This is a genomic window from Streptomyces griseobrunneus (assembly GCF_046713465.1).
GTDB lineage: Bacteria > Actinomycetota > Actinomycetes > Streptomycetales > Streptomycetaceae > Streptomyces > Streptomyces microflavus.
The window spans coordinates 1,548,218-1,573,778 of the sequence record NZ_CP177080.1 but is presented as its reverse complement, the minus strand read 5'-3'; the positions used below and the strand labels follow the sequence as shown (position 1 = coordinate 1,573,778).

Sequence of the window (25,561 nt, the reverse complement as noted above, 5' to 3'; positions counted from 1 at the left end):
CACACGGTGATCCCCCAGTGCAGCCCGCGGACGTGCGAGAGCCCGCCGCGTCAGGTGCGTGATCAGCGGCGAAGGTCTGGAACAGGAACGCAGCGGATAACGGCGGGCGCACCGTCCCTCGCCATGGACTCCCCGCCGGATCCCGGCGGCCCGAGGCATGCGCGTACCCACGCCTGACCACATCCGGAGAGATGACATGACCGTCCAAGAAGAGACAACCCACCCGCCACGTCGCAGAATCAGGTGTCCCCGGCCAGGGGATGGCTGGGCGTGGCCGCCATCACCGCCAGCCTGTTCGTCTTCCTCACCACCGAGCTGATGCCGATCGGCCTTCTCACCCCGCTCAGTGAGAGCCTCAACGTCTCGGTCGGCGCGGCAGGTCTCATGGTCACGGCGCAGGGCATCGCGGCCGGCCTCGGTGTGCCGTTCATCGTGGCGTGGAGCCGGCGCGTCAACCGGCGCAAGCTGCTCGTCACGCTGCTGGCCGTGGTGGCCATCGGCAACCTGATCACCTCGATCGCCCCGAACTACCCGCTGATCCTGCGCACCCGCCTGATCATGGGCTTCGCCAGCGGTGTCTTCTGGGCCATCGGTGTCACCATGGCCATGCGGATCGTCCCGGAGAAGCACGCCAACCCGGCCGCCGCCGTAGTGATGTCCGGCATCTCGATCGCCACCGTCGTCGGCATCCCGCTCGGCACCCTGCTGGAGAGCGCCAGCGACTGGCGCACCACTTTCCTCATCTGGTCCGCCCTGAGCGCCGTCGTCTTCATCGCGGTCGCCGTCACCGTCCCGTCGCTGCCCTCGGCCAACGCCGTCTCGGTCCGCGAGGTCTTCACCCTGCCGCTGAAGAACGTGCAGCTGCGGGTGGTCTGATCATGGTCGTGTTCTTCGTCCTCGGCCACTTCGGCGCCTACACGTTCGTCCGCCCCTACCTGGAGGAGAGCACCTCCGCCACCGTCGGCTTCATCACCGTCGTCCTCATCGTCTTCGGTATCGGTGGCGCGGTCGGCAATTTCATCGGCGGACACACCGTCAACAAGAGCCTCCGCGGCAGCTTCATCGTGGGCGGCCTCATCATGGTCGCCTCGCTCGTCCTGCTGCTGACCATCGGCGCCAACAAGGTCGGCGTGATCATCGCGATGACCCTCTGGGGCCTCGCCTTCGGTCTCGTCCAGCTCAGCCAGATCAACATGACGCTCTCGGCGGCCCCCCAGCAGTTCGAGGCCGCGATGTCGCTCAACACGATGGCCTACAACACCTGCATCGCCCTCGGCGCCCTCGGCGCCCTGATCGGCGGCCTGTTCGCCGACCACGTGGGTGTGTCCAGCGTCGTCTGGTTCGGCATCGTCCTGGTCGCTCTCGCCGTGATCCTGCGCGCCGTCACCGGCCGCGGAACCGCACCGGCGAGCTGACCCCTCCCGACCACCGGAGCGCGGTCCCGTCCCGCCCTCGCCCCGAGGGCGGGACCAGGAAACGGACGTCGCGCACAACCCCCGCCGCGATGATCCGCACCGCATTCGGTGCAGTGGGCGCGTGCTCTGCCGAAGACGGCGGAGCACGCGCCTTTTTCGTTCCCGCGCCCTTTCCCTCCGTGTGCCGGTCAGATGTCGCGGAAGATCTCGATCTGCGCCCCCACCGAGTTGAGCCGCTCCGCCAGCTCCTCGTACCCCCGGTTGATGACATAGACGTTGCGCAGTACGGACGTCCCCTCGGCCGCCATCATCGCCAGCAGCACCACCACGGCGGGCCGCAGGGCGGGCGGGCACATCATCTCGGCGGCGCGCCAGCGGGTGGGGCCCTCGACCAGGACCCGGTGCGGGTCGAGGAGTTGGAGGCGGCCGCCGAGGCGGTTGAGGTCGGTGAGGTAGATCGCGCGGTTGTCGTAGACCCAGTCGTGGATCAGGGTCTGGCCGTGGGCGGAGGCCGCGATGGCCGCGAAGAACGGCACGTTGTCGATGTTGAGGCCGGGGAACGGCATCGGGTGGATCTTGTCGATCGGCGCCTCCAGCTTGGAGGGCCTCACCGTCAGGTCCACCAGCCGGGTACGGGCGTTGTCGGCCGCGTACTCCGGGGTGCGGTCGCAGTCGACGCCCATCTCCTCCAGCACCGCGAGCTCGATCTCCAGGAACTCGATCGGCACCCGCCGGATGGTGAGTTCGGACTCCGTCACCACCGCGGCGGCCAGCAGGCTCATCGCCTCGACCGGGTCCTCGGAGGGGGAGTAGTCCACGTCCACGTCGATCTGCGGGACCCCGTGCACGGTGAGCGTCGTCGTGCCGACCCCGTCGACCCGTACGCCCAGCGCCTCCAGGAAGAAACAGAGGTCCTGGACCATGTAGTTGGAGGAGGCGTTGCGGATGACCGTCGTGCCGTCGTGGCGGGCGGCGGCCAGCAGGGCGTTCTCGGTCACGGTGTCGCCGCGCTCGGTCAGCACGATGGGCCGGCCGGGGGAGACCGAGCGGTCCACCTGCGCGTGGTACAGCCCCTCCGTGGCGGCGATCTCCAGGCCGAACCGGCGCAGCGCGATCATGTGCGGCTCGATCGTGCGGGTGCCCAGGTCGCAGCCGCCGGCGTACGGCAGGGTGAACTGCTCCATCCGGTGCAGCAGCGGGCCCAGGAACATGATGATCGAGCGGGTGCGGCGCGCGGCGTCGGCGTCGATCGCCTCCATCTCCAGCTGCGCGGGCGGCACGATCTCCAGGTCCACGCCGTCGTTGACCCAGCGGGTGCGCACCCCGATGGAGTTCAGCACCTCCAGGAGCCGGAACACCTCCTCGATCCTGGCCACCCGGCGCAGCACCGTGCGGCCCTTGTTGAGGAGCGAGGCGCACAGCAGCGCGACGCAGGCGTTCTTGCTGGTCTTGACGTCGATGGCGCCGGAGAGCCGACGGCCGCCGACGACCCGCAGATGCATGGGCCCGGAGTAGCCGAGCGACACGATCTCGCTGTCGAGGGCTTCGCCGATGCGGGCGATCATCTCAAGGCTGATGTTCTGGTTGCCGCGCTCGATGCGGTTGACGGCGCTCTGGCTCGTGGAGAGCGCCTCGGCCAGCTGGGTCTGTGTCCAGCCCCTGTGCTGTCGGGCGTCACGGATGAGCTTGCCGATGCGTGCGAGGTAGTCGTCTGACATGGCGGCAGGTTATCTCAGATATGAGATGAGGCTGATGTGGGGGTGTGCCGTTCGAGTGACGGGTGTGCAACCGTTCCCGGGAGGGCGGCGTACCGCTCCCCTCGCGGAACGCGCGAACGCGCCCCGCGCCGCCATCGTCCCCCGGTGGGGGCGACGGGGCGCGGGGCGCGCGGCCGTACGGGGTGGCGGTCAGGCTCAGCCGCTGCGCCGACGGGTCGTCTTCCGCCAGCCGAACGGGCCCGGCAGGTCCATGGACGTGGTGCGCCGGCCGGTGCTGCTGACCGTGCGCCGCGGGCCGCGCCCGCCGCCGGTGGTGACCGACCAGGATCGGCGGTTGATGTTCAGCCGCACCCCGGGCAGGATCCGGAAGCTCTTACGGAAGGTGATCGCCATCTGGGCCTCCTTGTGTCAGGACCCACGGGTATCCCGAAGCAGCGGGGATATGCCTGCGGGCCGCGCAAAGCCCCGGCCCGCAGGGGAGTTGAGCCGTCGCGACCCCACCTTGCGTCCCCTCACCCCGCCCGCCCCGCCAGCCACTCCAAAGCCTCCGCCCCCGCGTCGAGCACCGAGATGTGCCCGTCCCCCGGGCGCACCCGCAGTTCGGCCGTCGGGCAGCGTCCGGCGAGCCAGTGGCTGTGGGCGGCGGGCGCGATCCGGTCCTGCCCGCCGTGGAGGAGGAGCAGGGGCGCGGCGATCCGCGCCGGATCGAAGCCCCACGGAGCGACGTACGCCAGGTCGTCGGTGATCAGGCCGTCCGGCCCGCCCTCCAGGGCCGGGCCCACCACCTGATCGAACCAGGACCACGTACCGGCCAGCGCGTCGTGGTCGGCGCCGGTGAACATCTCCGGGTCGTACCCGGCGCCCGCCTCGTACGCCTCCTTCGCCGCGCGCCCCTCGGCGGCCGCCCGCAGGGAAGCCGCCGAGGACGGCACCATGCCCGCGAACCAGTCGAGCCCCTCGGCGTCGTACGGGGCGAGCCCCGCCGCCGTCGCCACCCCGACGACCCGGTCGGGCAGCAGCGCGCCGCAGGCCAGCGCGTGCGGACCGCCGCCGGAATGACCCAGGACGGCGAACCGGCCGATGGCCAGCGCGTCGGCGATCGCCCGTACGTCGGCGGCGGCCGACGCGACGTCCCGGCCGGGGAGCGGGGACGAACCGCCGTAGCCGGGACGGTCGTACGACACCCAGCGGATGGACAGCTCCGCGCCGGCGGGGAAGAGCGGCGCGGGCGGTGAACCGATGTTCGGTGTGCCGTGGTGCCAGAAGACGACGAGCCCGTCGTCCGGGCCGCCGTCGCCGCCGGTGTCGTACACATGGAGCCTGCGGCCGTCGCCCAGCCGCAGATCGCTCTCCCTGACCCTCACTCCGCCACCCCTCCGCCACGCAGAACGTATCCGCCTCACGACCCTACCGACCGCCTACGACAGCGGCCCCGCCGATCACTCCGCCCGCAGAGGCAACCCACAGGTTCGCCTCCCCGTCTCGAAGTCCGAGAGCGCGTTCGATCCGGAACAGACCACCGGAACGGACGCGCGGGTGACCAGGGTTGAGGAGGAGCTTTGATACGTGGCCGGAAAGCATGGGCCACCGCGATAGCGGTGCTGACAGTGGCAGGGGTGGCGCCTACGGGGGCGTACGCCGCCCCGGCGCCGCCGGAGATACCCACCGCCACCGCTACGCAGAACACCGGGAACGCACTGCCGCCCGGCTGGCGCATCGCCGGTGAGGACGGGCGGAACCACCTGGAGTGGCGCGCGCCCAAGCCGGTACCCATGGGCGACGCCCGCGTGGAGTTCCGCGCGAACGGCGAACTCGTGGGCGTGCCCGAACCGCAGGACGACGGCCGGACCTTCCGGCTCCCGATGGACGCGGTCCGCACCGCCGACCTGGACGACCTCCAGGTCCAGGCCGCCGGACGCCGGCTCGACGAGGCCCCGGACGCGGGCACGAGTCGCAAGGCCAAGCCGCCCGCCCCGAAGCTGCCGCCCAAGCTGCCCGCGGGGACCGTCGACCCGGGCAAGGCGGGGAAGTACGCCACCACCACCGGTGAGTACAGCCTCTCCTCGGTCAGACTCCCGGGCCTCCCCGCGCCGGTCGAGATGCGCGGTGTCGTCGTCGCCCCGAAGAAGGCCCCCGGCAAGCGGCCCGTCGCCCTCTTCCTGCACGGCCGCCACTCCACCTGCTACGTCCCCGGCAAGAGCGAGGAGACGTCCATCGACTGGCCCTGCGCCAAGGGCAGCAAGCCGATCCCCAGCCACCGCGGCTATCTGCGCGACCAGAAACTGCTGGCCTCCCAGGGGTACGTGACCGTCTCGATCTCCGCCAACGGCATCAACGGCCAGGACTGGAACGCCGAGGACGGCGGCGCGCAGGCCCGCTCCTCGCTGATCCGCAACCACCTCGGCCGCTGGGCCGACTGGGCCGCCAAGCCCGCCTCCGCGCCCGCCGCCGTAGGCAAGGGCCCGAAGACCGACCTGTCGCGGGTGCTCCTCGTCGGGCACTCGCGCGGCGGTGAAGGCGTCAACCGCGCGGTGATGGACAGCCTGTACAAGCCGCCGGCCGCCCAGGACGGCTACCGCTCCAAGGCCCGCTGGAACATCCGCGGCACCGTCCACATCGGCCCCACCATCTTCGGCCAGAACCCGGTGCCGGACGTCCCCTCGCTCACGATCCTGCCGGGCTGCGACGGTGACGTCTCCGACCTCCAGGGCCAGGTGTTCACGGACGGCACCCGGGGCGTCAGCCGGGGCAAGGCCCTGCACAGCTCGGTCTACATGGTCGGCGCCAACCACAACTACTTCAACACCGAGTGGACTCCGGGCCAGGCCAAGGCCCCGGCCGACGACGACTTCTGGCACGAGCCCGAGTCGCCCGACCCGCTCTGCTCGCCCGGCGCCGCCGGACGGCTCTCCGCCGACCAGCAGCACAAGGCGGGTGCGACCTACATCGCCGCCGCCGCACGGCTGTTCGTCGGCGGCGACGACCGCGTACGCCGGCTCGTCGACGGCACCGGCCGCCGCGCCCCCTCCGCCGATCCCGCCCGGGTGCTGACCCACGCGGTCGGCGGCAACCGGGGCGCCGGTTTCCTCCCCGACGACCCGCAGGGCCCGCTGAAGGTCAGCGGCGCCAGGCTGTGCGACGCCGTCGCCCCCGGCCGCTCCGCCTGCCTGAGCGAGAAGGACCCCGGCTCCTCGCCGCACTTCGCCCAGTGGCGCCCCGAGCACGAGGCCGGCCGCCGTGCGGTCGCCCTGGACTGGAAGAAGCCCGGCACGGTCGCCCGTGTCACCCCGAAGAAACCGCTCTCCGTCAAGGGCGCCAAGAGCCTCGCGCTGCGCGTCGCCGTACCGCCGAACACCAGCGGCACCCGGTTCGACGTGAGCGTCAAGGACGCCAAGGGCAAGCGGGCCAAGCTGGGCAGCGTCCGTATCGACGGGCTGCCGGGCACCGGCCGCACCACCTCGTACTGGGCGCAGGAGGTCCGCGTTCCGCTGACCGCCGCGACCCGCGCCAAGCTGAACCTCGGCAGGATCGCCGCCCTGGAGCTGACCCCGAAGTCCCGTGCCGGCAAGGCGTGGCTGATGGACGCCTGGTCGTGGAAGCCGGGCACCCCCGCGGTGAAGGCCGCGCCGCTCGCCCGCGTCGACATCGGCCGCCTCACCGTCAAGGAGGGCGACTCGGGCGTCGTCACCTACAAGGTGCCCGTCCGCACCACCGGCAAGAACGCCGGTGCCGTCCGGCTGTACGTCGTCGACCCGGACACCGGCAAGTCGGCCGGCCGCCTGGTCAAGGTCGGCCCCGGCACCGCCGGGATCGACGTCGAGGTGAAGGTCGTGGGCAACAAGCGCTACGGCTGGGACAAGCCCCACGACATCCTGGTCAAGGCGGTCCGGGGAACGGTCATCGGCGCGGACGTCGGCGGTGTCACCGCCGAGAACGACGACCCGATGCCCAAGGTGACCGTCGAGCCGGTGGCCGCCGACGTCACCGAGGGCGCGCCGCTGACGTGGCGCGTCTCCCTCTCGGAGAAGGCGGACATCGAGATCTGGACCCTGGCCCAGCTGGTCCCCGTCACCGGCGGCCGCCCGGAGCTGTCCACGGCCGACGTCGACCAGGAGTGGCTGTCCCAGCTCGTGGAGAAGGTCCCGAACCCGGCGATCCCGCTCTCGAAGGTCGAGTACGGGACGCTGTGGACGACGGTCCCGGCGGGCGAGCAGTCCGCGGAGCTGACCGTCCCGACCATCCGTGACCAGGTGAAGGAGCCGGCCGAGTACGTCCGGCTCCAGCCCACCGACGACGAGGGCGAGCCGCTGGGCCCGCCCTTCGAGGGCACGGTCCGCGACGCGCCGTAGCCCGCCCGGCGCACCAGGTCCGGCCCCTCCGTGAACCGGCGGAGGGGCCGGACCCCTGTCCGGGCCCCCGGAGGACTACCGTGCCTCCGCCGCACGGCCGACCCCGCCGCGTACCCCTCGTACCGGAGGCTCATGAGGTCCGCCGCACAGGCTGATGAACGTGCGGAGACGGGCGGCCACGATCAGTCGCATGACCTTACGGAAGCCGCCTGCCACCTCGCGGACACCCCTGGCGCCGCCGCCCCGCTGGGCGGTCCGGGCCGCGCACCTCACCGCGCTGGTGGTCCTGCCGAGCGGGCTGTGGCGCATCGCCCTGGTGCTCGGGCACCCCGCCGGCTACACGGAGGCGGGCTTCGAGCCCTTCGCGACGGGCGACGCCAAGGTCTGGATGCTGACCCTCAGCGTGGTCAGCGAGCTGGTCGCCCTCCTGACCATCGGCCTGGTCCGTCCGTGGGGCGAGGTCGTACCGCGCTGGATCCCGCTGATCGGCGGGCGCGGGGTCCGCCCCATGGCCGCCGTCGTCCCCGCCGCCCTGGGCGCGGCGGCGCTGACCCTGATCTGGGGAACCGTGCCCCTCTGGTGGACGTACCCGCACGAGGAGATGACGGCCACCGGGAACCTGGTCGTCGGCATCCTCTACCAGCCGCTGTTCCTCTGGGGCCCGTTGACGGCGGCCGTCACGTTCTCCTACCACCGCCGGCATCGCGTCCGGCGGCCCGGGTAGGAGCGCACAAGGGCACCTGGGCATGACCGAGCGGCGGCTATGTACTAGAGTTATCTCGACATCGAGATATCTGCCGAGGCGCACCGCAGCCGCCACCCGGTAAGGTTTACCTAACTAAGCCTTACCTTAGCGGATGGTCGGGGCCGTAGGCGGCACAACGCGGCGCCCGCTGCCAATGAGGCGCGGCGCGGTAGAACGCGCACATTGAAGAAGGAGACTGTCGTGTCGGCGAACAGCTTCGACGCCCGCAGCACGCTGCGCGTGGGCGACGAGTCGTACGAGATCTTCAAGCTGGACAAGGTAGAGGGCTCCGCGCGCCTCCCGTACAGCCTGAAGGTACTGCTGGAGAACCTGCTCCGTACCGAGGACGGCGCGAACATCACCGCCGACCACATCCGGGCCATCGGCGGCTGGGACTCCCAGGCGCAGCCCAGCGAGGAGATCCAGTTCACGCCGGCCCGCGTGATCATGCAGGACTTCACCGGCGTGCCGTGTGTGGTGGACCTCGCCACCATGCGTGAGGCCGTGAAGGAGCTGGGCGGCGACCCGGCGAAGATCAACCCGCTGGCCCCGGCCGAGCTGGTCATCGACCACTCCGTCATCGCCGACAAGTTCGGCACCAACGAGGCGTTCGCCCAGAACGTCGAGCTGGAGTACGGGCGCAACAAGGAGCGCTACCAGTTCCTGCGCTGGGGCCAGACCGCCTTCGACGAGTTCAAGGTCGTCCCCCCGGGCACCGGCATCGTCCACCAGGTGAACATCGAGCACCTGGCCCGTACGGTCATGGTCCGCAATGGCCAGGCGTACCCCGACACGCTCGTCGGCACCGACTCGCACACCACCATGGTCAACGGCCTCGGTGTGCTGGGCTGGGGCGTCGGCGGCATCGAGGCCGAGGCCGCGATGCTCGGCCAGCCGGTCTCCATGCTCATCCCGCGCGTCGTCGGCTTCAAGCTGACCGGCGAGCTCCCGGCCGGCACCACCGCCACCGACCTCGTGCTGACCATCACCGAGATGCTCCGCAAGCACGGCGTCGTCGGCAAGTTCGTCGAGTTCTACGGTGAGGGCGTCGCCGCGACCTCCCTCGCCAACCGCGCCACCATCGGCAACATGTCGCCGGAGTTCGGCTCCACCGCCGCGATCTTCCCGATCGACGACGAGACGCTGAAGTACCTGCGCCTGACCGGCCGCGACGCCCAGCAGGTCGCCCTCGTCGAGGCGTACGCCAAGGAGCAGGGCCTCTGGCTCGACCCGGCCGCCGAGCCGGACTTCTCCGAGAAGCTGGAGCTCGACCTCTCCACGGTCGTCCCCTCCATCGCCGGCCCGAAGCGCCCGCAGGACCGCATCGTCCTGGCCAACGCCAAGGCGCAGTTCGCCCAGGACGTCCGCAACTACGTCTCCGACGACGAGGAGGCGGGCAAGGAGTCCTTCCCGGCCTCCGACTCCCCGGCGACCTCCAACGGCGTCCCGACGAAGCCGACCACCGTCACGGCCCCCGACGGCTCGACGTACGAGATCGACCACGGCGCCGTCACCGTCGCCGCGATCACCTCCTGCACCAACACCTCGAACCCCTACGTCATGGTCGCCGCCGCGCTCGTGGCGAAGAAGGCCGTCGAGAAGGGCCTGAACCGCAAGCCGTGGGTCAAGACCACCCTCGCCCCGGGCTCGAAGGTCGTCACCGACTACTTCGACAAGGCGGGCCTGACCCCCTACCTCGACAAGGTCGGCTTCAACCTCGTCGGCTACGGCTGCACCACCTGCATCGGCAACTCCGGCCCGCTGCCGGAGGAGGTCTCCAAGGCGGTCAACGAGAACGACCTCGCCGTCACCTCGGTGCTCTCCGGCAACCGTAACTTCGAGGGCCGGATCAACCCCGACGTCAAGATGAACTACCTGGCGTCCCCGCCGCTGGTCGTCGCGTACGCCATCGCCGGTTCGATGAAGGTCGACATCACCAAGGACGCCCTCGGCGTCGACCAGGACGGCAAGCCGGTGTACCTGGCCGACATCTGGCCCACCGAGGCCGAGGTCAACGACGTCGTGGCGAACGCCATCGGCGAGGACATGTTCAACAAGTCCTACAAGGACGTCTTCGCGGGCGACGCCCAGTGGCAGGCGCTGCCGATCCCGACCGGCAACACCTTCGAGTGGGACGCCGAGTCCACCTACGTGCGCAAGCCCCCGTACTTCGACGGCATGACGATGGAGACGACCCCGGTCGAGGACATCACCGGTGCCCGGGTGCTCGCCAAGCTCGGCGACTCGGTCACCACCGACCACATCTCCCCGGCCGGCGCCATCAAGGCCGACACCCCGGCCGGCAAGTACCTCACGGAGCACGGCATCGAGCGCCGTGACTTCAACTCCTACGGCTCGCGCCGAGGCAACCACGAGGTCATGATCCGCGGCACGTTCGCCAACATCCGCCTGCGCAACCAGATCGCGCCGGGCACCGAGGGCGGCTACACCCGCGACTTCACCAAGGACGACGGCCCGGTGTCGTTCATCTACGACGCCTCCCAGAACTACCAGGCCGCCGGCACCCCCCTCGCGATCCTCGCGGGCAAGGAGTACGGCTCCGGCTCTTCCCGCGACTGGGCCGCCAAGGGCACCGCGCTCCTCGGCGTCAAGGCCGTCATCGCCGAGTCCTACGAGCGCATCCACCGCTCGAACCTCATCGGCATGGGCGTCCTCCCGCTCCAGTTCCCCGAGGGCCAGACCGCCGAGACCCTCGGCCTCACCGGCGAGGAGACCTTCTCCTTCACCGGCGTCACCGAGCTGAACAACGGCACCACCCCGCGCACGGTCAAGGTCACCACCGACACCGGTGTGGAGTTCGACGGCGTCGTCCGTATCGACACCCCCGGCGAGGCGGACTACTACCGCAACGGCGGCATCCTGCAGTACGTGCTCCGCAGCCTGATCCGCAAGTAGGCGGCAGGCGGCAGACAGCACAAGGGCCGCATCCCGGGTCTCCCCGGGGTGCGGCCCTTCGGCGTCGAACCGGAACAGCGGATCGTCCGAACCGGAACAGCGAATCGTTACAGCGGGTACCGCTCGACCTGATCGATCCGGCACTTCGTGCCCGCGGGCACCTCGCCGAGCCCCTGGGCCTTCACCGTGGCCGACTCACCGGGGGCGAGCTCCTCTGTGGTCGCGATGCCGTCGGTCACCTCAGCACCTTTGCCGTCCACGAACTTGACGAACACGACGTAGCTCTTCGTGCTGCCGGATCCGTTCACGACCTTCAGTTCGGCGTGCGGCCAGCCGATCGTGGAGTCCCGCGTGCACTTCGTGATGGTGACGTCCTTTTCGGCGGACGGCTCCGGCACGATGGCCTCCGGCTCCGGCTCGACGGGCTCCGCGTCGTACTCCTCCCCGTACCCCTCCTCCGGCTCCTCGTCGTACGGGGTGGAGAAGGGGGCGTCCGACCGCTCGGCCCGCAGGGCCAGTTCGTCCGAGAGCGAGTTCATCACCGAGTAGACGAGCGCCACCACCGCCCCCGCCACGACGAGCCCGCCGCCCACGGCGAGCGTCACGATCAGCCCCGTGCGCTGCTTGCGCGGAGGTGCGGCGGGGGCCGCCCACGGGGACGGCTGCGGCGGACCCACCGGGTGCTGCTGCCCCGCCTCCGGCGAGGCCGACGGCTCCGGCTGCGGCTGTTCGGGCGGCGGAGGCGGAAAGTTGTCGGACATGCGGTCCCCCCACGGGAAGTTGATCAGGTGAGGGACTTACGGTACGTGGCCCCACCCGCCCCACCGGCACCAACCCATCTCTCCAACACCAACCCGTCCCTCCAACACCAACCCGTCTCTCCGGCACCGACCCGTCCCCCCCCAGCATTGACCTCCCAGTACCAACCGGCCCCACCCGTACAGAAAGCGAACGGACCCCCATGGGCGAGCTGATCCTCATCCGGCACGGCGAGACCGAGTGGTCCCGCTCCGGGCAGCACACGAGCTACACAGACCTCCCCCTGACCGCCACCGGCGAGCGCCAGGCCCGCGCCCTCGTGCCGCTCCTCGCCGACCGGAACATCGGCCTCACCCTCGTCAGCCCCTCGATCCGGGCCCGCCGCACCGCCGAGCTGGCCGGGCTGCACGCCCCCCGGGTGACCCCCGAGCTGCGGGAGTGGGACTACGGGGGCTACGAGGGCATCACCACCCAGGCGATCCGCCGCACCCGCCCCTTCTGGAACCTCTGGACCGACGGCGTCGACCCCGGCTCTCCGGAGCACCCCGGCGAGAGCCCCGCCCAGGTCGGGCAGCGCGCCGACCAGGTGCTCGCGGGCGTCCGGTCGGCCGCCGAGGGGCTCGGGGACGCGGACATCGCGCTCGTCGCCCACTCGCACTTCCTGCGCGTCCTCACCGCCCGCTACCTCGGCCTGACCCCGGCCGAGGGCCGCCTCTTCCAGCTCGCCACCGGGGCCGTCTCCCGGCTCGGCACGGAACACGGCCGGCCGGTCATCGCCGCGCTCAACGTGGCCCTCCCCGAGAGCCTGCACGAGGAGTGAACGCCGACGGCCGGCACCCCGCCCTCGGGGTGCCGGCCGCCGTCGTACGACGCGGGCGTCAGGAGAGCAGCTCCACCTCCGCCAGCGTCGCCGGACCCGTCAGCACCAGCCGGTACTGCGTGTACGCGCCGGGTCGGCCCACCGAGAAGGCCCGGGTCTGCTTGTCCCAGGCGAAGGACTGACCGGAGCGGCGGTCGAGGTCCGTCCACTTCTTGCCGTCGGACGAGCCCTGGAGGGTCCAGCCCTTCGGTGCCTTGTCCGCCGCCGCCGACGTCAGCGTGTACTGGAGCGCCTCGGTGGACGCGGGGACGGGCAGCTCCACCGACTCGGCCTCCGCCGAGGTGGCCGAGGTGTTGTCGAACAGTGCGCCGTCACCCTTCAGCACATCGCCCTTGGGCGCCGGGGCCTTGTCGTCCTTCTGGATGGAGACCGGGGCCGCGTCCTTGCCCGTGCCCCAGGCGGACGGCCTGGGGCCCATGTCGAACTCCAGCGTGCCGCCCTTGGCCAGCACGTCGTGGGGGAGCGCGGTGGAGGTCCACTTCTTGCCGTTGACCTTCACGCCCTGCACGTAGATGTTCTTCGCGCTGTTCTTCGGGGCCTTGACGGTCAGCTTGCGGCCGTTGTCCATGCGGACGGTGACCTTCTTGAAGAGCGGCGAGCCGATCGCGTACTCCCCGCTGCCCATCACCAGCGGGTAGAAGCCGAGCGCGGAGAAGAGGAACCAGGCCGACTGCTCGCCGTTGTCCTCGTCGCCGTGGATGCCCTGCCCGATCTCGCTGCCGACGTACAGGCGGCCCAGCACCTCGCGGACCTTCTCCTGCGTCTTGTACGGCTGCGAGGCCGCGTTGTACATGTACGTGGCGTGGTGGGCGACCTGGTTGCTGTGCCCGTACTGGCCCATCCGTACGTCACGCGCCTCGGTCATCTCGTGGATGACCCCGCCGTAGCTGCCGACGAACTCCGGGCCCGCCGTCTCCGGCGTGGAGAAGTACGTGTCCAGCTTCTTGCCGAGCCCCGCGCGGCCGCCGTAGAGGTTGGCCAGGCCCCGGCTGTCCTGCGGGGCGGTGAAGGCGTAGCCCCAGCCGTTGGTCTCGGTGTAGTCGTAGCCCCAGACACGGGGGTCGTACTGGTCCGAGGGGAGGCGCCAGTCGCCGTTGGGCTTCTTGCCCTGGAAGAAGCCCGCCTTCTCGTCGAAGAGCTTGACGTACTTCTGCGCCCGGTTCAGGAAGTAGGCCGACTCCTCCTTGTACCGCGCCTTCTTCGTCTTCTTGTAGAGCTCCTCGCCCATCCGGGCGATGCCGTAGTCGTTGAGGTAGCCCTCCAGCGACCAGGACAGGCCCTCGTGCGTGGCGGTGTTCGCGTAACCGGTGAAGACGGAGGTCTCCATGCCCTTGCGGCCGACGCCCGAGGAGGGCGGGGCCACCGTGGCGTTCTTGACCGCCGCGTCGTACGCCGCCTCCGCGTCGAACTTCACGCCCTTGACGTACGCGTCCGCGAAGGCCACGTCCGAGCTGGTGCCGGTCATCAGGTCCGCGTAGCCGGGGGAGGACCAGCGCGAGGTCCAGCCGCCGTCCTTGTAGTGCTGGACGAAGCCGTCCACCAGCTCGCCGGCCTTCTTGGGGGAGAAGAAGGAGTAGGCGGGCCAGGTCGTGCGGTAGGTGTCCCAGAAGCCGTTGTTGACGAACACCTTGCCGTCGACGATCTTCGCCCCGGTCTGCGTCGGGGTGTCCGTACCGACCGGCTTGGAGAAGGGGCTGGCGTACTTGTTCTTCCCGTCGACCTTCTCGTGGCCGGAGTTCGGGTAGAGGTAGAGCCGGTAGAGGCTGGAGTAGAGCGTGGTGAGCTGGTCGGCGTCGGCGCCCTCCACCTCGATCGTCCCGAGGATGTCGTCCCAGGCCGCCTGCGCCTTGCGCTGCACCTTCTCGAAGGAGGTGGACTCCGGGATCTCCATGGCCAGGTTCTTCTTCGCCTGGTCGACGCCGATCAGCGAGGTGGCCAGGCGCAGGTCGACCGTGCGGTCCTTGCCCGCGTCGAAGCGGAAGAAGCCCGTGACGTCGTCGCCGCCTCCGCCCTTCAGCTTGCCGCTGTCCGTCACCGGCGCGTCGAAGACGCCGTACACGAACATGCGGGTCGCCCCGGTCGACAGGCCGCTCTTCACGTCCGTGTAGCCGGAGAAGGAGCGGGTCTCGGGGTCCAGGGCCAGACCGCCGGCGTTCGACACGTTGTCGAAGACCAGGCTGGCGTCCTTGCCTGGGTAGGTGAACCGCATCCGGGCCGCGTGGTCCGTCGGCGCGATCTCGGTCTTGAGACCGTTCTCGAACGTGACGCCGTAGTAGTGCGGCTTCGCCGTCTCGTTCTCGTGCCGGAAGGGCAGCGCGCGGGCCGTACGGGAGGCGTCCGGGGTGCCGGCCGCGGCCGACGGCATCACCTGGAAGGTCTGCCGGTCGCCCATCCAGGGGCTCGGCTCATGGCTGGCGCTGAAGGCCTGGAGCGTGGGGAGGTTCTCCTCGTTGTTGCCCCGGTGGTAGTCGTACAGCCAGCTCAGCGAACCGGCGTTGGTCACCGGCGTCCAGAAGTTGAAGCCATGGGGGACCGCGGTGGCCGGAATGTTGTTGCCGCGCGAGAAGCCGCCGCTGGAGTTGGTGCCGCGGGTGGTGAGCGCGTAGTCCGACAGATGCGCCTTGCGCTTCTCGGGCGCCTTCGGGGCGATCGCGATGTCGTCGACCCAGCCCTGGAACTTCGCCGCCCCCTTGGGGGAGTCGTACGCCACCAGGATCCGGTCCACGGTCTTGCCCGCCGCGACCGTGCCGATGCGCGAGGCGACCTTGTTCCACTGGTTGACGTAGAGGCGCTTGGCGTCCGCCTGGCCCTGCGGGGTCAGCAGCCCGCCGTGGCTGTCGGAGGCCTTCAGCTCGCTCAGGTACGTGCCGTCGGTGAAGGCGAGGTCCACCGCGATGTGTGTCGCGGGGTAGTTGAGGTCCGTCTCCCCCATCTGCGGGTAGACGAGGTAGGAGAGCTCGGTGTCCTTGGTGACGGCCGTGTTCACGTCGAAAATCTTGTTGTACGAGTACGCCCGGCCGTCCGGCTTGTGCGTACCCGCGTAACGCAGTGCCTTCTTTCCGGTGAATCCCGCACCCGCCTTCGCGGTGGGCGAGCCGGAGGGGCCGCGGTCGGCCTGGCTGCGCATCTCGTCGGGGACGGGCGCGGAGGTGTCACCGTTCGAGAACTGAACGTCGGCGAGCTGGAGGATGTCCGAGGCGCCGTTGTTGGCCGTGATCTCCAGCCGGAAGTGCCGGTAGGCGGTGCCGGAGGCGAAATCGTACGACTTCGTCTGGTGCCGCTCGGCGAAGGTCTCGCCCTTGCGGGTGTCGAGGTCGGTCCACTCCTTGCCGTCGGCCGAGCCCTTGAGCGTCCAGTCCTTCGGATCGCGCGGGGCGTGGTCGTTGGCGGAGGTGAGCGCGTACGTCACCACCTTCACCGGCTCGTCCAGGTCGAACTCGACCCAGCCGGTCCTCGCGAAAGCCAGCCACTTGGAGGCCGGTTCGACATCGACCAGGTTCTCCTTGACCTCGCCGCCCGCGGTGTTCTCGGCGCTGGCGCGGACGTCGGTCACCCGGTCGGTGACATTGCCCGGTATTCCGGCGGAGAACCCGCCGTCGACACCCGACGAGCGTTCTGTGCCGTCCGGTCCTTCTTCTACCGTGTTGCGCCAGTCCGGCTGCTTCTCGTCCGCTTCGAACGAGGAGCGGAACGTCCGTTCGCCGGAGGGCTTCTGCGGCGCCGCGGACGGGCCGGCGACGGCGGCCGTGGGGGCCGCGAGGGCCAGGGCGAGTGATGCCGCGAGGACGGCGGCCGTGCGGCTCCGTCTCGTACGAGTGGCGCTGCTGAGGGCCTTCTCAGCGCCATGGTGGAGACCTCGTGGTGGCTGCATACCGAGCCATTCCTCCCCGGAGCGTGCTTGGACAACGTTGTCATAGCGGGATGCAAGGTCCAGTAGGGAGCCAAGTGACAGGACGTGTCAAGGGTGTTGCCTCAGGTGCGGTTCGCGAATCGGTCGTAAGGGGAAAAAGCTGCCCCTGTACGAGGGCGCGCGGTGCCGAGGAGTCCGCGAGGTCTCAACTCGGGAAAGACTGTCGTCCCAACGTGCATTCGATCTTGCTCAGTTGGCGACAAGTGGACTATACCTGTCGCCATCCGCACAGTCGTTTCCGACGGATGCGCACGCGGGGGAAAGCAGGGGATGGTCGCGAGGGCGTCATGGGCGTCCTGGCTGTACGGTTCTCCGACACCCCCACTCCGCCGGTTTTTTTCCTCCGGTACATCTGCATATCTGCACGACCCGAGCGCAACTGACCGCGGTGGCGGGGCCCTTCGCCTGAGGCGAATTTTCGACGGGTGACCGGTACACCGCCTGAGTCCTGGAGAAGGCGAGGACTTGAGCATGGGATCCACCTCCGCTCAGAACAATGAGGGCCTTGGCCGTCGCGATCTGATCAAGCGTTCTGCCGCACTTGGCCTGATCGCTGTTCCGACGATGAGCTTCCTGTCCGCCTGCGCGAGCGGCGACAGCGGCACCGACGACAAGGTCGAAAAGGGCGAGAAGTCCGAGAAGAACCCGCTGGCCGTCAACGGCAGCGCCCCGCTGGAGATCGTCATCTTCGACGGCGGGTTCGGCACCAAGTACGCCGAGGACGCCCGGGACGTCTACAAGAAGACCTACCCCGAGGCGCAGGTCAAGTTCTCGGCGACGCAGAAGATCCAGTCGGTTCTTCAGCCGCGCTTCAACGGCGGCACCCCGCCGGACCTGATCGACAACTCCGGTGCCCAGCAGATGGACATGGGCGTCCTGGTCGGCAAGAAGCAGCTCACCGACCTGACCCCGCTGCTCGACGCCCCCTCCGTCGACGACCCCGCCAAGACGGTCCGCGACACCCTGCGGCCGGGCATCGTCGAGATGGGCCAGTTCGACGGCGACCCGGTCTGGATCATGTACTACGCGTACACGGTCTACGGCGTCTGGTACTCGCAGACCGCGCTGGACAAGCTCGACGCCACGTACCCGGAGACCTGGGACGAGATGCTCGCGCTCTGTGCGAAGGCGAAGAAGCAGGGCATCGCCGGCTGGACCTACCCGGGCAAGCACCCGTACTACATCCCGTTCTCGCTCTACCCGTTCATCGGCAAGATCGGCGGCGTGGAGGTCCTCAACGCCATCGACAACCTGGAGCCGAAGGCCTGGGAGCACCCCGCGGTCAAGGCGGCCTTCGAGGCGTACTACGAGCTCTTCGCCAAGGGCTACATCCTCAAGGGCACCCCGGGCCTGGACCACCGCGGTTCGCAGGGCGCCTGGGCCCGCGGCAAGGCGCTGTTCATCCCGAACGGCTCCTGGGTCGAGAACGAGGAAGCGGCGATCATCCCCAAGGACTTCAAGCTGTCCGTGGGCGCGCCCTCCAGCCTCGACTCCTCGGACAAGCTGCCCTTCGGCACCATCTGGGCGTCCGGCGGCGAGCCGTTCATCGTCCCGGCCAAGGCGAAGAACCCGGCGGGCGGCATGGAGCAGCTGCGCATCATGCTCAGCGAGGCCTCCTCCAAGTCCTTCACCACCAACACCAAGTCCCTCTCCGCCTTCAACGGCGGCACCGACGGCATCACGCTCTCGGACGGCCTGCAGTCGGGCGTCGCGGCTCTGGAGAAGGCGGGCACCAATGTGGTCAACCCCCGCCTGCAGGACTGGTACGTGAAGCTCCAGAAGGAGCAGATCGGTGTCGCCGCGCTCGGCGAGATGATGGCGGGCCGCGCCACCCCGGCCGAGACCATCAAGAAGATCCAGGCGTTCGCCGACGCGGCCGCCAAGGACCAGTCCATCAAGCACTTCAGGCACCAGTGATCACGCGTCACCAGCGGCGGCAGCTCGGGGAAGGTCGGAGTCGGTAACGATGCAGCACGGTAAATACCGGTTCATAATCGGGTTCTTGGTGGCCCCGATGACGTTGTATGTCGTCTTCGTCATCTGGCCGTTCATCCAGTCCATCTACTACTCGTTCACGGACTGGACGGGTCTGAGCCCCGACTTCAAGATGGTCGGCTTCGACAACTACACCAAGATGCTCGACGACGACATCTTCTGGAAATCGCTGCAGCACAGTGTGCTGCTGGCCGTTCTGCTGCCGCTGGTGACGCTGGGCCTCGCGCTCTTCTTCGCCTTCATGCTCAACGTGGGAGGGCGGCGCACCAAGGGCGCCGCCGTCTCGGGCGTACGGGGCTCCGGCTTCTACAAGATCGCCTACTTCTTCCCGCAGGTGCTCTCGATCGCGATCGTGGCCATCCTGTTCCAGTTCGCCTTCGACCCGGCCCAGGGCATGATCAACGGCACGCTCAAGGCCGTGGGCTTCAACGACGTACCGGACTGGCTGGGCGATCCGAAGCTGGCCCTGTGGGTCATCATGGCGGTCCTCGTCTGGTGCACGACCGGCTTCTTCGTGGTGCTGTTCTCCGCGGGCATGGCCTCCATCCCCAAGGACTTCTACGAAGCCGCCCTGCTGGACGGGGCGAGCCGCATCACGACCTTCTTCCGGATCACGCTGCCCCTGCTGTGGGACACGGTCCAGTCCGGCTGGGTCTACATGGGCATCCTGGCGCTCGGCGCCGAGGGCTTCGCCATCGTCCACATCATGAGTGTCGGCCCCGGCGGGCCCGACTACTCGACCACCGTCCTGCCGCTGTACGTCTACCAGTCGGCGTTCCGTGACGGACAGGCGGGCTACGCGACCACGATCGGTGTCGCCCTGCTCATCGTGACCCTGGCGTTCGCCGCCATCGTCATGCGGGTGGGCCGGCGCGAGCGGCTGGAGTTCTGATGAAGACCACTGACACCCCTCCCTCCGGATCCTCCTCCGGCACCGACACGTCCAAGGTTCCGGCGCAGCGCACCGGCACGGGCCCGAAGGCCCCGTCGGCCCCCGCGAAGCGCGGCGAGGGCCAGGTCCTCAACGTCTTCTCGCACGGGATGCTCGTCGTGTGGGCGATCATGGTGGTCCTGCCGCTGTTCTGGGCGGTGATGTCCTCGTTCAAGACCGACTCGGACATCTTCAACACCCCCTGGTCGCTGCCCAGCTCGCTGAACTTCGACAGCTGGGGCCGGGCCTGGAGCCAGGCCCATATGAGCGAGTACTTCCTGAACACCATCCTGGTGGTGGGCGGGTCGCTCGTGGGCACCCTGGTCCTCGGCTCGATGGCTGCCTACGTGCTCGCCCGCTTCGAGTTCCCGGGCAACCGCTTCATTTACTTCTTGTTCGTCGGCGGCATGAGTTTCCCGATCATGCTGGCGCTGGTCCCGCTGTTCTTCGTCATGGACAACATGGGGCTGCTGAACACGATCCACGGCCTGATCCTCGTGTACATCGCGTACTCGCTGCCGTTCACCGTGTTCTTCCTGACCTCGTTCTTCCGTACGCTGCCGACCTCGGTGGCGGAGGCGTCGATCATCGACGGGGCCTCGCACACGCGGACGTTCTTCCAGGTGATGCTGCCGATGGCCAAGCCCGGCCTGATCAGCGTCGGCATCTTCAACTTCCTGGGGCAGTGGAACCAGTACATGCTGCCGACGGTGCTGAACACCGACCCGGAGAAGCGGGTGCTCGCCCAGGGCCTCGTGGAGCTGGCCTCCAGCCAGGGGTACAAGGGCGACTACTCCGGACTCTTCGCCGGCCTGGTGATCGCGATGCTCCCGGTGCTGGCGGCGTACATCATCTTCCAGCGCCAGGTCGTCTCGGGTCTGACGGCGGGTGCGCTCAAGTAGGTCACGCGTACGCATAAGAAGGTCACGTATCCACAACGGCCCGGTGCCCCCGCAGAGTCTCTCTGCGGGGGCACCGGGCCGTTGTGGCGCGCTCGGGCGAGCCCCTGCCCGCTCAGGTCTTGACGGGAGGTACCCCCGAACGGTCAGCTTAGAGTTCACATGTTGGAGGAAGCCGGGGTGTCATCGCTGCTGCCCCGGCCGGGGTGGTCCTCTGGACCGCCCGCCAAGGGCAGGAGTGGATGAGTCGATGGAGACTCCCGGGTCGCAGACATCGCTGCACAGGGCCAATCTGGAGCGGGTCGTACGCGCCGTACGGATGGCGGGGTCGCTCACCCAGGCGGAGATCGCCCGGAGCACCGGGCTCTCCGCAGCCACGGTCTCCAATATCGTCCGGGAGCTGAAGGACGGCGGAACGGTCGAGGTGACCCCCACCTCGGCGGGCGGCCGCCGGGCCCGCAGCGTCTCGCTCAGCGGCGACGCGGGCATCGTCATCGGCGTCGACTTCGGCCATACGCACCTGCGGGTCGCCGTCGGCAACCTGGCCCACCAGGTGCTGGCGGAGGAGTCCGAGCCGCTGGATGTCGACGCCTCGTCCGCGGAGGGGTTCGACCGGGCCGAAGTGCTGGTCAAGCGGCTGATCGAGGCCACCGGGATCGGCCCGGACAAGGTCATCGGCGTCGGTCTCGGAGTGCCGGGACCCATCGACGTCGAGTCCGGAACGCTGGGCTCCACCTCGATCCTGCCGGGCTGGACGGGCATCAACCCCAGCGAGGAGCTCTCCGGCCGCCTCGGCGTACCGGTGTACGTCGACAACGACGCCAACCTCGGAGCCCTGGGCGAGCTGGTCTGGGGGAGCGGGCGGGGCGTGCGGGACCTGGCGTACATCAAGGTCGCCAGCGGCGTCGGCGCCGGTCTGGTGATCGACGGGACCATCTACCGGGGCCCCGGCGGCACGGCCGGCGAGATCGGGCACATCACGCTCGACGAGTCGGGCCCGGTCTGCCGCTGCGGCAACCGCGGCTGCCTGGAGACCTTCACCGCCGCGCGCTACGTGCTGCCCCTGCTCCAGCCCAGCCACGGCCCCGGACTCACCATGGAACGGGTGGTCCAGCTGGCCCGTGAGGGCGATCCGGGGTGCCGCCGTGTGATCGGTGACGTAGGCCGCCACATAGGCAGCGGTGTCGCCAACCTGTGCAACCTGCTCAACCCCAGCCGGGTCGTCCTCGGCGGCTCGCTGGCGGAGGCCGGGGAGCTGGTTCTGGGGCCCATACGGGACTCCGTGTCGCGTTACGCGATCCCCAGTGCCGCCCGGCAGCTCTCGGTGCTCCCAGGGGCCCTGGGAGGGCGTGCCGAGGTACTGGGCGCGCTCGCTCTGGTGCTGAGCGAGATGGGGGATTCAACCCTTTTGGAGAGCACCCTCCCCGCAGCGACTCCTGCCTTCACTTAGATAACGAATGGCACCGTTGTCATCTCGTTAAGGATTTACTCCTTGACGCTGAAGCTGCGGCCGAGTTGACTTCCAGCCACCTCGGCCGCAACGTCGCGGCCTCGTCAGGGAGGTTCGAGAATGAACACGCGTATGCGTCGTGCCGCCGTTGCCGTTGCCGCCACCACGATGGCGATCTCGCTTGCCGCTTGTGGGAGCGCCAAGGAGACCGGCGACAAGGCCGAACAGGGCTCGGAGAAGAAGGGCGACGACCTGAAGATAGGTCTGCTCCTCCCCGAGAACCAGACGGCCCGTTACGAGAAGTTCGACCGGCCGATCATCGAGAAGAAGATCAGCGAGCTCACGGGTGGCAAGGCGGAGGTCGTCTACGCCAACGCCAAGCAGGACGCGACCACCCAGGCGCAGCAGATCGACACCATGATCACCAACAAGGTGGACGCGCTCATCGTCGGCGCGGTGGACGCCAAGGCGATCGCGAACAGCGTCAAGAAGGCCAAGGACGAGGGCATCCCCGTCGTCGCCTTCGACCGCCTCGCCGAGGGCCCCATCGACGCGTACACCTCCTTCGACAACGAAGAGGTCGGCCGCGCGCAGGGCACCGCACTCCTGGAGGCCCTGGGAGACAAGGCCGACGGCGGCACGATCGTGATGATGAACGGCGCGATCACCGACCCGAACGCCGCGCTCTTCAAGAAGGGCGCCAAGTCCGTCCTCGACGGCAAGGTGAAGTACGGCAAGGAGTACGACACCAAGGAGTGGAAGCCGGAGAACGCCAACGCCAACATGGAAGCGGCGATCACCGCACTCGGCAAGGACAAGATCGACGGCGTCTACTCCGCCAACGACGGCATGGCGGGCGGCATCATCACCGCCCTGAAGGCCGCCGGTCTGCCGAAGCTCCCCCCGGTCACCGGCCAGGACGCCGAGCTGGCGGGCGTGCAGCGCATCGTCACCGGTGAGCAGTTCATGAGCGTCTACAAGTCCTACCCCGCCGAGGGCATCGTCGCCGCGGAGATGGCCGTCGCCCTCGCCAAGGGCGAGAAGCTCGACTCGATCGCCACCTCGAAGGTCGACAACGCCAGCCAGAAGGACATCCCGACGGTCCTCGTCCCGGTCATCTCGCTGACCAAGGACAACATCAAGGACACCGTCGTCAAGGACGGCATCTGGACGCTGGAAGAGATCTGCTCCGGCAAGTACAAGGCCGCCTGCGACTCGATCGGCCTGAAGTAGGCCCCCGGGACCGGCCGCCCCGCGGCCGGTCCCGCCCCGCCGTGCGCCCGCCGCGATACCGCCAGGGCACCACGGCACCCCCTGCCGCGCACGCGCCCGCCGCACACCGGCCCGCGCGCGCCACGAAGCCTGTCCGGTGTCCCGCCCACCAACCGTCCCGCTACCGGGCGGGGCGCCGGACGGAACGCTTCCCCTTTTTCTGTACTTCTGCTCGACCGCCGCGCCTTCCCCCGGGCGCGGCATCCCCGCCGGTCAGGCGGCGAAGGAGATGGTTCACGTGACCGCTACGCCCGTGTTGGCGTTGCGAGGGGTCTCCAAGCGATTCGGTGCCGTCCAGGTACTCACCGATGTAGAGCTTGAGGTCCACGCCGGCGAGGTGGTCGCCCTGGTGGGCGACAACGGCGCCGGAAAATCAACGCTGGTCAAGACGATCGCCGGAGTGCACCCCATCGATGAGGGAGTCATCGAGTGGGAGGGCAAGGCGGTCCAGATCGACAAGCCCCACGACGCCCAGAACCTCGGCGTCGCGACCGTCTATCAGGACCTCGCGCTGTGCGACAACATCGATGTCGTCGGCAACCTCTACCTGGGCCGGGAGCTGCGCAGGTTCGGCATCCTGGACGAGGTGGAGATGGAGCGCCGCTCCCGCGAGCTGCTCTCCACGCTCTCCATCCGCATCCCGAGCGTCCGCATCCCGATCGCCTCGCTCTCCGGCGGCCAGCGCCAGACGGTGGCCATCGCCCGCTCGATGCTCGGTGAGCCCAAGCTCGTCATCCTCGACGAGCCGACCGCCGCCCTCGGCGTCGAGCAGACCGCCCAGGTCCTCGACCTCGTCGAGCGGCTGCGCGAGCGCGGTCACGCGGTCATCCTCATCAGCCACAACATGGCCGATGTGAAGGCCGTGGCCGACAAGGTCGCCGTGCTCCGGCTGGGCCGGAACAACGGTGTCTTCGATGTGAAGACCACCTCCCAGGAAGAGATCATCTCCGCCATCACGGGCGCCACGGACAATGCCGTGACCCGACGTGCGGCGCGCAACGCGGAGGTTTCCAAGTGACCACCGACAAGTCCGCGACCTCGCTGGACAAGACCGCCCCCGAGGACGCGCCGGTCGGCAACCCGGACGCGGCCGAGGGTGCCGCCACGGTCGTCGACCCCCGGCTGCTCATCCGCCAGCAGGGCTTCGCCGGCTACATCACCGAGTTCAAGCGCAAGATCAGCGGCGGTGACCTCGGCTCCATCCCGGTCGTCGTCGGCCTCGCGATCATCGCCATCGTCTTCCAGAGCATGAACTCCGAGTTCCTCTCCGCGAAGAACATCAGCGACATCGCGACCACGATGGTCGCCACCGGCATGATGGCCGTGGGCATCATCTTCGTCCTGCTGCTCGGCGAGATCGACCTCTCGGTCGGCTCGGTCAGCGGTGTCTCCGGCGCCCTCGTCGCGGTGCTCAGCGTCACCCAGGGCATGAACGAGTGGCTGGCGATCGTCGTCGCCATCGTCAGCGGCGCGGTGATCGGCGCGATCCACGGCTTCTTCTTCGCCCGGATCGGCGCCCCGGCCTTCGCCGTCACCCTGGCCGGCCTGCTGTTCTGGCTCGGCTTCATGCTCCAGCTGCTCGGCGACTCCGGCACCATCAACCTGGACGGCGAAGGGGTGGTCGGCCAGCTGACCACGTACTACTTCACCGATGTCGCCGCCGCCTACGGGCTCGCCGCCGTCGCGGTCATCGGCTACTTCGCCGCCGCCTTTCTGGACACCCGCCGCCGCGAGGCAGCCGGCATCCCGTCCCGGCCGATCGCCGACATCGCCGTGCGCACCGGCGTCCTCGCGGTGTTCGCGTTCGCCGCGGCGTACATGTTCAACCAGTACCGCGGCCTGCCGCTCGCCCTGGTCCTCTTCCTGATCGTGCTGGTCGGTACGGACTTCGTGCTGCGCCGCACGGCGTACGGGCGGAAGATCTTCGCGCTCGGCGGCAGCGTCGAGGCCTCCCGGCGTGCCGGTATCAACGTCACCGCGATCCGGATCTCCGTCTTCTCCATCGCGGGTACGTTCGCGGCGATCGGCGGCCTGTTCTGGGCCTCCAAGATCGCGGCGGCCAACCAGGGCTCCGGCACCGGCGATCTGCTGATGAACGTCATCGCGGCGGCCGTCATCGGCGGCACCAGCCTCTTCGGCGGCCGCGGCCGCACCTGGAACGCGCTGCTCGGTGTCATGGTGATCGTCTCGATCCAGTACGGACTGTCGCTGGAGGGCATCGCCACGCCGATCCAGTACATGGTCACCGGCGCCGTGCTGCTCGCCACGGTCGTCATCGACTCCATCACCCGTAAGACCCAGAAGACCGCGGGCCGCGCCTGA

Annotated in this window: 16 protein-coding genes and 1 pseudogene; 12 read left to right on the top strand and 5 right to left on the bottom strand. The window is 69.3% G+C overall.

Annotation, left to right across the window (positions count from 1 at the left end; genetic code table 11):
* The first annotated feature begins 318 nt into the window (after nt 1-318).
* Nucleotides 319-1,415, top strand: a pseudogene (locus tag ACK8N7_RS06990) (MFS transporter).
* A gap of 188 nt (nt 1,416-1,603) precedes the next feature.
* Here ACK8N7_RS06990 and ACK8N7_RS06985 read toward each other — a convergent pair.
* The 3 genes from ACK8N7_RS06985 to ACK8N7_RS06975 all read right to left on the bottom strand — a co-directional run bounded on the left by ACK8N7_RS06985 (nt 1,604) and on the right by ACK8N7_RS06975 (nt 4,497).
* Entirely contained in the window at nt 1,604-3,133 is a 1,530-nt protein-coding gene (locus ACK8N7_RS06985; protein WP_403211471.1) for a UDP-N-acetylglucosamine 1-carboxyvinyltransferase, read from the bottom strand.
* 195 nt (nt 3,134-3,328) lie between these two features.
* Entirely contained in the window at nt 3,329-3,526 is a 198-nt protein-coding gene (locus tag ACK8N7_RS06980) for a DUF4236 domain-containing protein (RefSeq protein WP_355124640.1), read from the bottom strand.
* A 119-nt stretch (nt 3,527-3,645) separates the two neighbouring features.
* Nucleotides 3,646-4,497 carry an alpha/beta fold hydrolase gene (locus ACK8N7_RS06975; RefSeq protein WP_500441502.1) on the bottom strand — a complete coding sequence of 284 codons (852 nt, stop codon included), beginning with the start codon at nt 4,495-4,497 and terminating at the stop codon, nt 3,646-3,648.
* Between the two features lie 195 nt (nt 4,498-4,692).
* Between ACK8N7_RS06975 and ACK8N7_RS06970 the strand changes: the two genes are divergently transcribed.
* The 3 genes from ACK8N7_RS06970 (at nt 4,693) to acnA (ending at nt 11,143) form a co-directional block, all read left to right on the top strand.
* Complete coding sequence (locus ACK8N7_RS06970) at nt 4,693-7,482, top strand: alpha/beta hydrolase (RefSeq protein WP_500441501.1); 2,790 nt, start codon at nt 4,693-4,695, stop codon at nt 7,480-7,482.
* A gap of 190 nt (nt 7,483-7,672) precedes the next feature.
* Entirely contained in the window at nt 7,673-8,206 is a 534-nt protein-coding gene (locus tag ACK8N7_RS06965) for a hypothetical protein (RefSeq protein ID WP_500441499.1), read from the top strand.
* Nucleotides 8,207-8,428: 222 nt separating this feature from the next.
* Nucleotides 8,429-11,143 (top strand): aconitate hydratase AcnA, encoded by a 2,715-nt coding sequence (gene acnA / locus ACK8N7_RS06960; protein ID WP_403211463.1) that lies wholly within the window; start codon nt 8,429-8,431, stop codon nt 11,141-11,143.
* 107 nt (nt 11,144-11,250) lie between these two features.
* On the opposite strand, the gene ACK8N7_RS06955 is transcribed toward acnA, so the two are convergent.
* Complete coding sequence (locus tag ACK8N7_RS06955) at nt 11,251-11,904, bottom strand: hypothetical protein (RefSeq protein ID WP_403211461.1); 654 nt, start codon at nt 11,902-11,904, stop codon at nt 11,251-11,253.
* Nucleotides 11,905-12,104: 200 nt separating this feature from the next.
* On the opposite strand from ACK8N7_RS06955, the gene ACK8N7_RS06950 reads away from it, so the two are divergent.
* Complete coding sequence (locus tag ACK8N7_RS06950; protein WP_403211459.1) at nt 12,105-12,722, top strand: histidine phosphatase family protein; 618 nt, start codon at nt 12,105-12,107, stop codon at nt 12,720-12,722.
* Nucleotides 12,723-12,780: 58 nt separating this feature from the next.
* Here the strand turns inward: ACK8N7_RS06950 and ACK8N7_RS06945 are convergent, their stop codons facing one another.
* On the bottom strand, nt 12,781-16,653 hold the full coding sequence (locus ACK8N7_RS06945) for a GH92 family glycosyl hydrolase (protein WP_500441496.1): 3,873 nt from the start codon (nt 16,651-16,653) through the stop codon (nt 12,781-12,783).
* A 510-nt stretch (nt 16,654-17,163) separates the two neighbouring features.
* On the opposite strand from ACK8N7_RS06945, the gene ngcE reads away from it, so the two are divergent.
* The 7 genes from ngcE to ACK8N7_RS06910 all read left to right on the top strand — a co-directional run bounded on the left by ngcE (nt 17,164) and on the right by ACK8N7_RS06910 (nt 25,561).
* Nucleotides 17,164-18,609, top strand: coding sequence for an N-acetylglucosamine/diacetylchitobiose ABC transporter substrate-binding protein (gene ngcE / locus ACK8N7_RS06940; RefSeq protein ID WP_403211455.1), 1,446 nt, complete (start codon nt 17,164-17,166; stop codon nt 18,607-18,609).
* Nucleotides 18,610-18,658: 49 nt separating this feature from the next.
* A complete protein-coding gene (locus ACK8N7_RS06935; RefSeq protein WP_403211453.1) occupies nt 18,659-19,579 on the top strand; it encodes a carbohydrate ABC transporter permease in 921 nt (306 codons plus the stop codon).
* Nucleotides 19,579-20,520 (top strand): carbohydrate ABC transporter permease, encoded by a 942-nt coding sequence (locus ACK8N7_RS06930; RefSeq protein ID WP_500441494.1) that lies wholly within the window; start codon nt 19,579-19,581, stop codon nt 20,518-20,520. The genes ACK8N7_RS06935 and ACK8N7_RS06930 overlap by 1 nt, the downstream gene beginning before the upstream one ends.
* Nucleotides 20,521-20,767: 247 nt before the next feature.
* A complete protein-coding gene (locus tag ACK8N7_RS06925) occupies nt 20,768-21,967 on the top strand; it encodes an ROK family transcriptional regulator (RefSeq protein ID WP_032753587.1) in 1,200 nt (399 codons plus the stop codon).
* Nucleotides 21,968-22,087: 120 nt separating this feature from the next.
* Nucleotides 22,088-23,200: a sugar ABC transporter substrate-binding protein gene (locus ACK8N7_RS06920; protein WP_015612156.1), complete on the top strand. Its 1,113-nt coding sequence runs from the start codon at nt 22,088-22,090 to the stop codon at nt 23,198-23,200.
* 268 nt (nt 23,201-23,468) lie between these two features.
* Nucleotides 23,469-24,257: an ATP-binding cassette domain-containing protein gene (locus ACK8N7_RS06915; protein ID WP_355126731.1), complete on the top strand. Its 789-nt coding sequence runs from the start codon at nt 23,469-23,471 to the stop codon at nt 24,255-24,257.
* A complete protein-coding gene (locus tag ACK8N7_RS06910; RefSeq protein ID WP_403211448.1) occupies nt 24,254-25,561 on the top strand; it encodes a sugar ABC transporter permease in 1,308 nt (435 codons plus the stop codon). The genes ACK8N7_RS06915 and ACK8N7_RS06910 overlap by 4 nt, the downstream gene beginning before the upstream one ends.

Bases quoted from the DNA above. Each gene is read 5' to 3' on its own strand.
- ACK8N7_RS06945 (WP_500441496.1), bottom strand. From the start codon at position 16,653: ATGCAGCCACCACGAGGTCTCCACCATGGCGCTGAGAAGGCCCTCAGC.
- ACK8N7_RS06925 (WP_032753587.1), top strand. From the start codon at position 20,768: ATGGAGACTCCCGGGTCGCAGACATCGCTGCACAGGGCCAATCTGGAG.
- ngcE (WP_403211455.1), top strand. From the start codon at position 17,164: ATGGGATCCACCTCCGCTCAGAACAATGAGGGCCTTGGCCGTCGCGAT.
- ACK8N7_RS06935 (WP_403211453.1), top strand. From the start codon at position 18,659: ATGCAGCACGGTAAATACCGGTTCATAATCGGGTTCTTGGTGGCCCCG.
- ACK8N7_RS06915 (WP_355126731.1), top strand. From the start codon at position 23,469: ATGGTTCACGTGACCGCTACGCCCGTGTTGGCGTTGCGAGGGGTCTCC.
- ACK8N7_RS06950 (WP_403211459.1), top strand. From the start codon at position 12,105: ATGGGCGAGCTGATCCTCATCCGGCACGGCGAGACCGAGTGGTCCCGC.
- ACK8N7_RS06965 (WP_500441499.1), top strand. From the start codon at position 7,673: ATGACCTTACGGAAGCCGCCTGCCACCTCGCGGACACCCCTGGCGCCG.
- ACK8N7_RS06920 (WP_015612156.1), top strand. From the start codon at position 22,088: ATGAACACGCGTATGCGTCGTGCCGCCGTTGCCGTTGCCGCCACCACG.
- ACK8N7_RS06980 (WP_355124640.1), bottom strand. From the start codon at position 3,526: ATGGCGATCACCTTCCGTAAGAGCTTCCGGATCCTGCCCGGGGTGCGG.
- ACK8N7_RS06985 (WP_403211471.1), bottom strand. From the start codon at position 3,133: ATGTCAGACGACTACCTCGCACGCATCGGCAAGCTCATCCGTGACGCC.
- ACK8N7_RS06930 (WP_500441494.1), top strand. From the start codon at position 19,579: ATGAAGACCACTGACACCCCTCCCTCCGGATCCTCCTCCGGCACCGAC.
- ACK8N7_RS06955 (WP_403211461.1), bottom strand. From the start codon at position 11,904: ATGTCCGACAACTTTCCGCCTCCGCCGCCCGAACAGCCGCAGCCGGAG.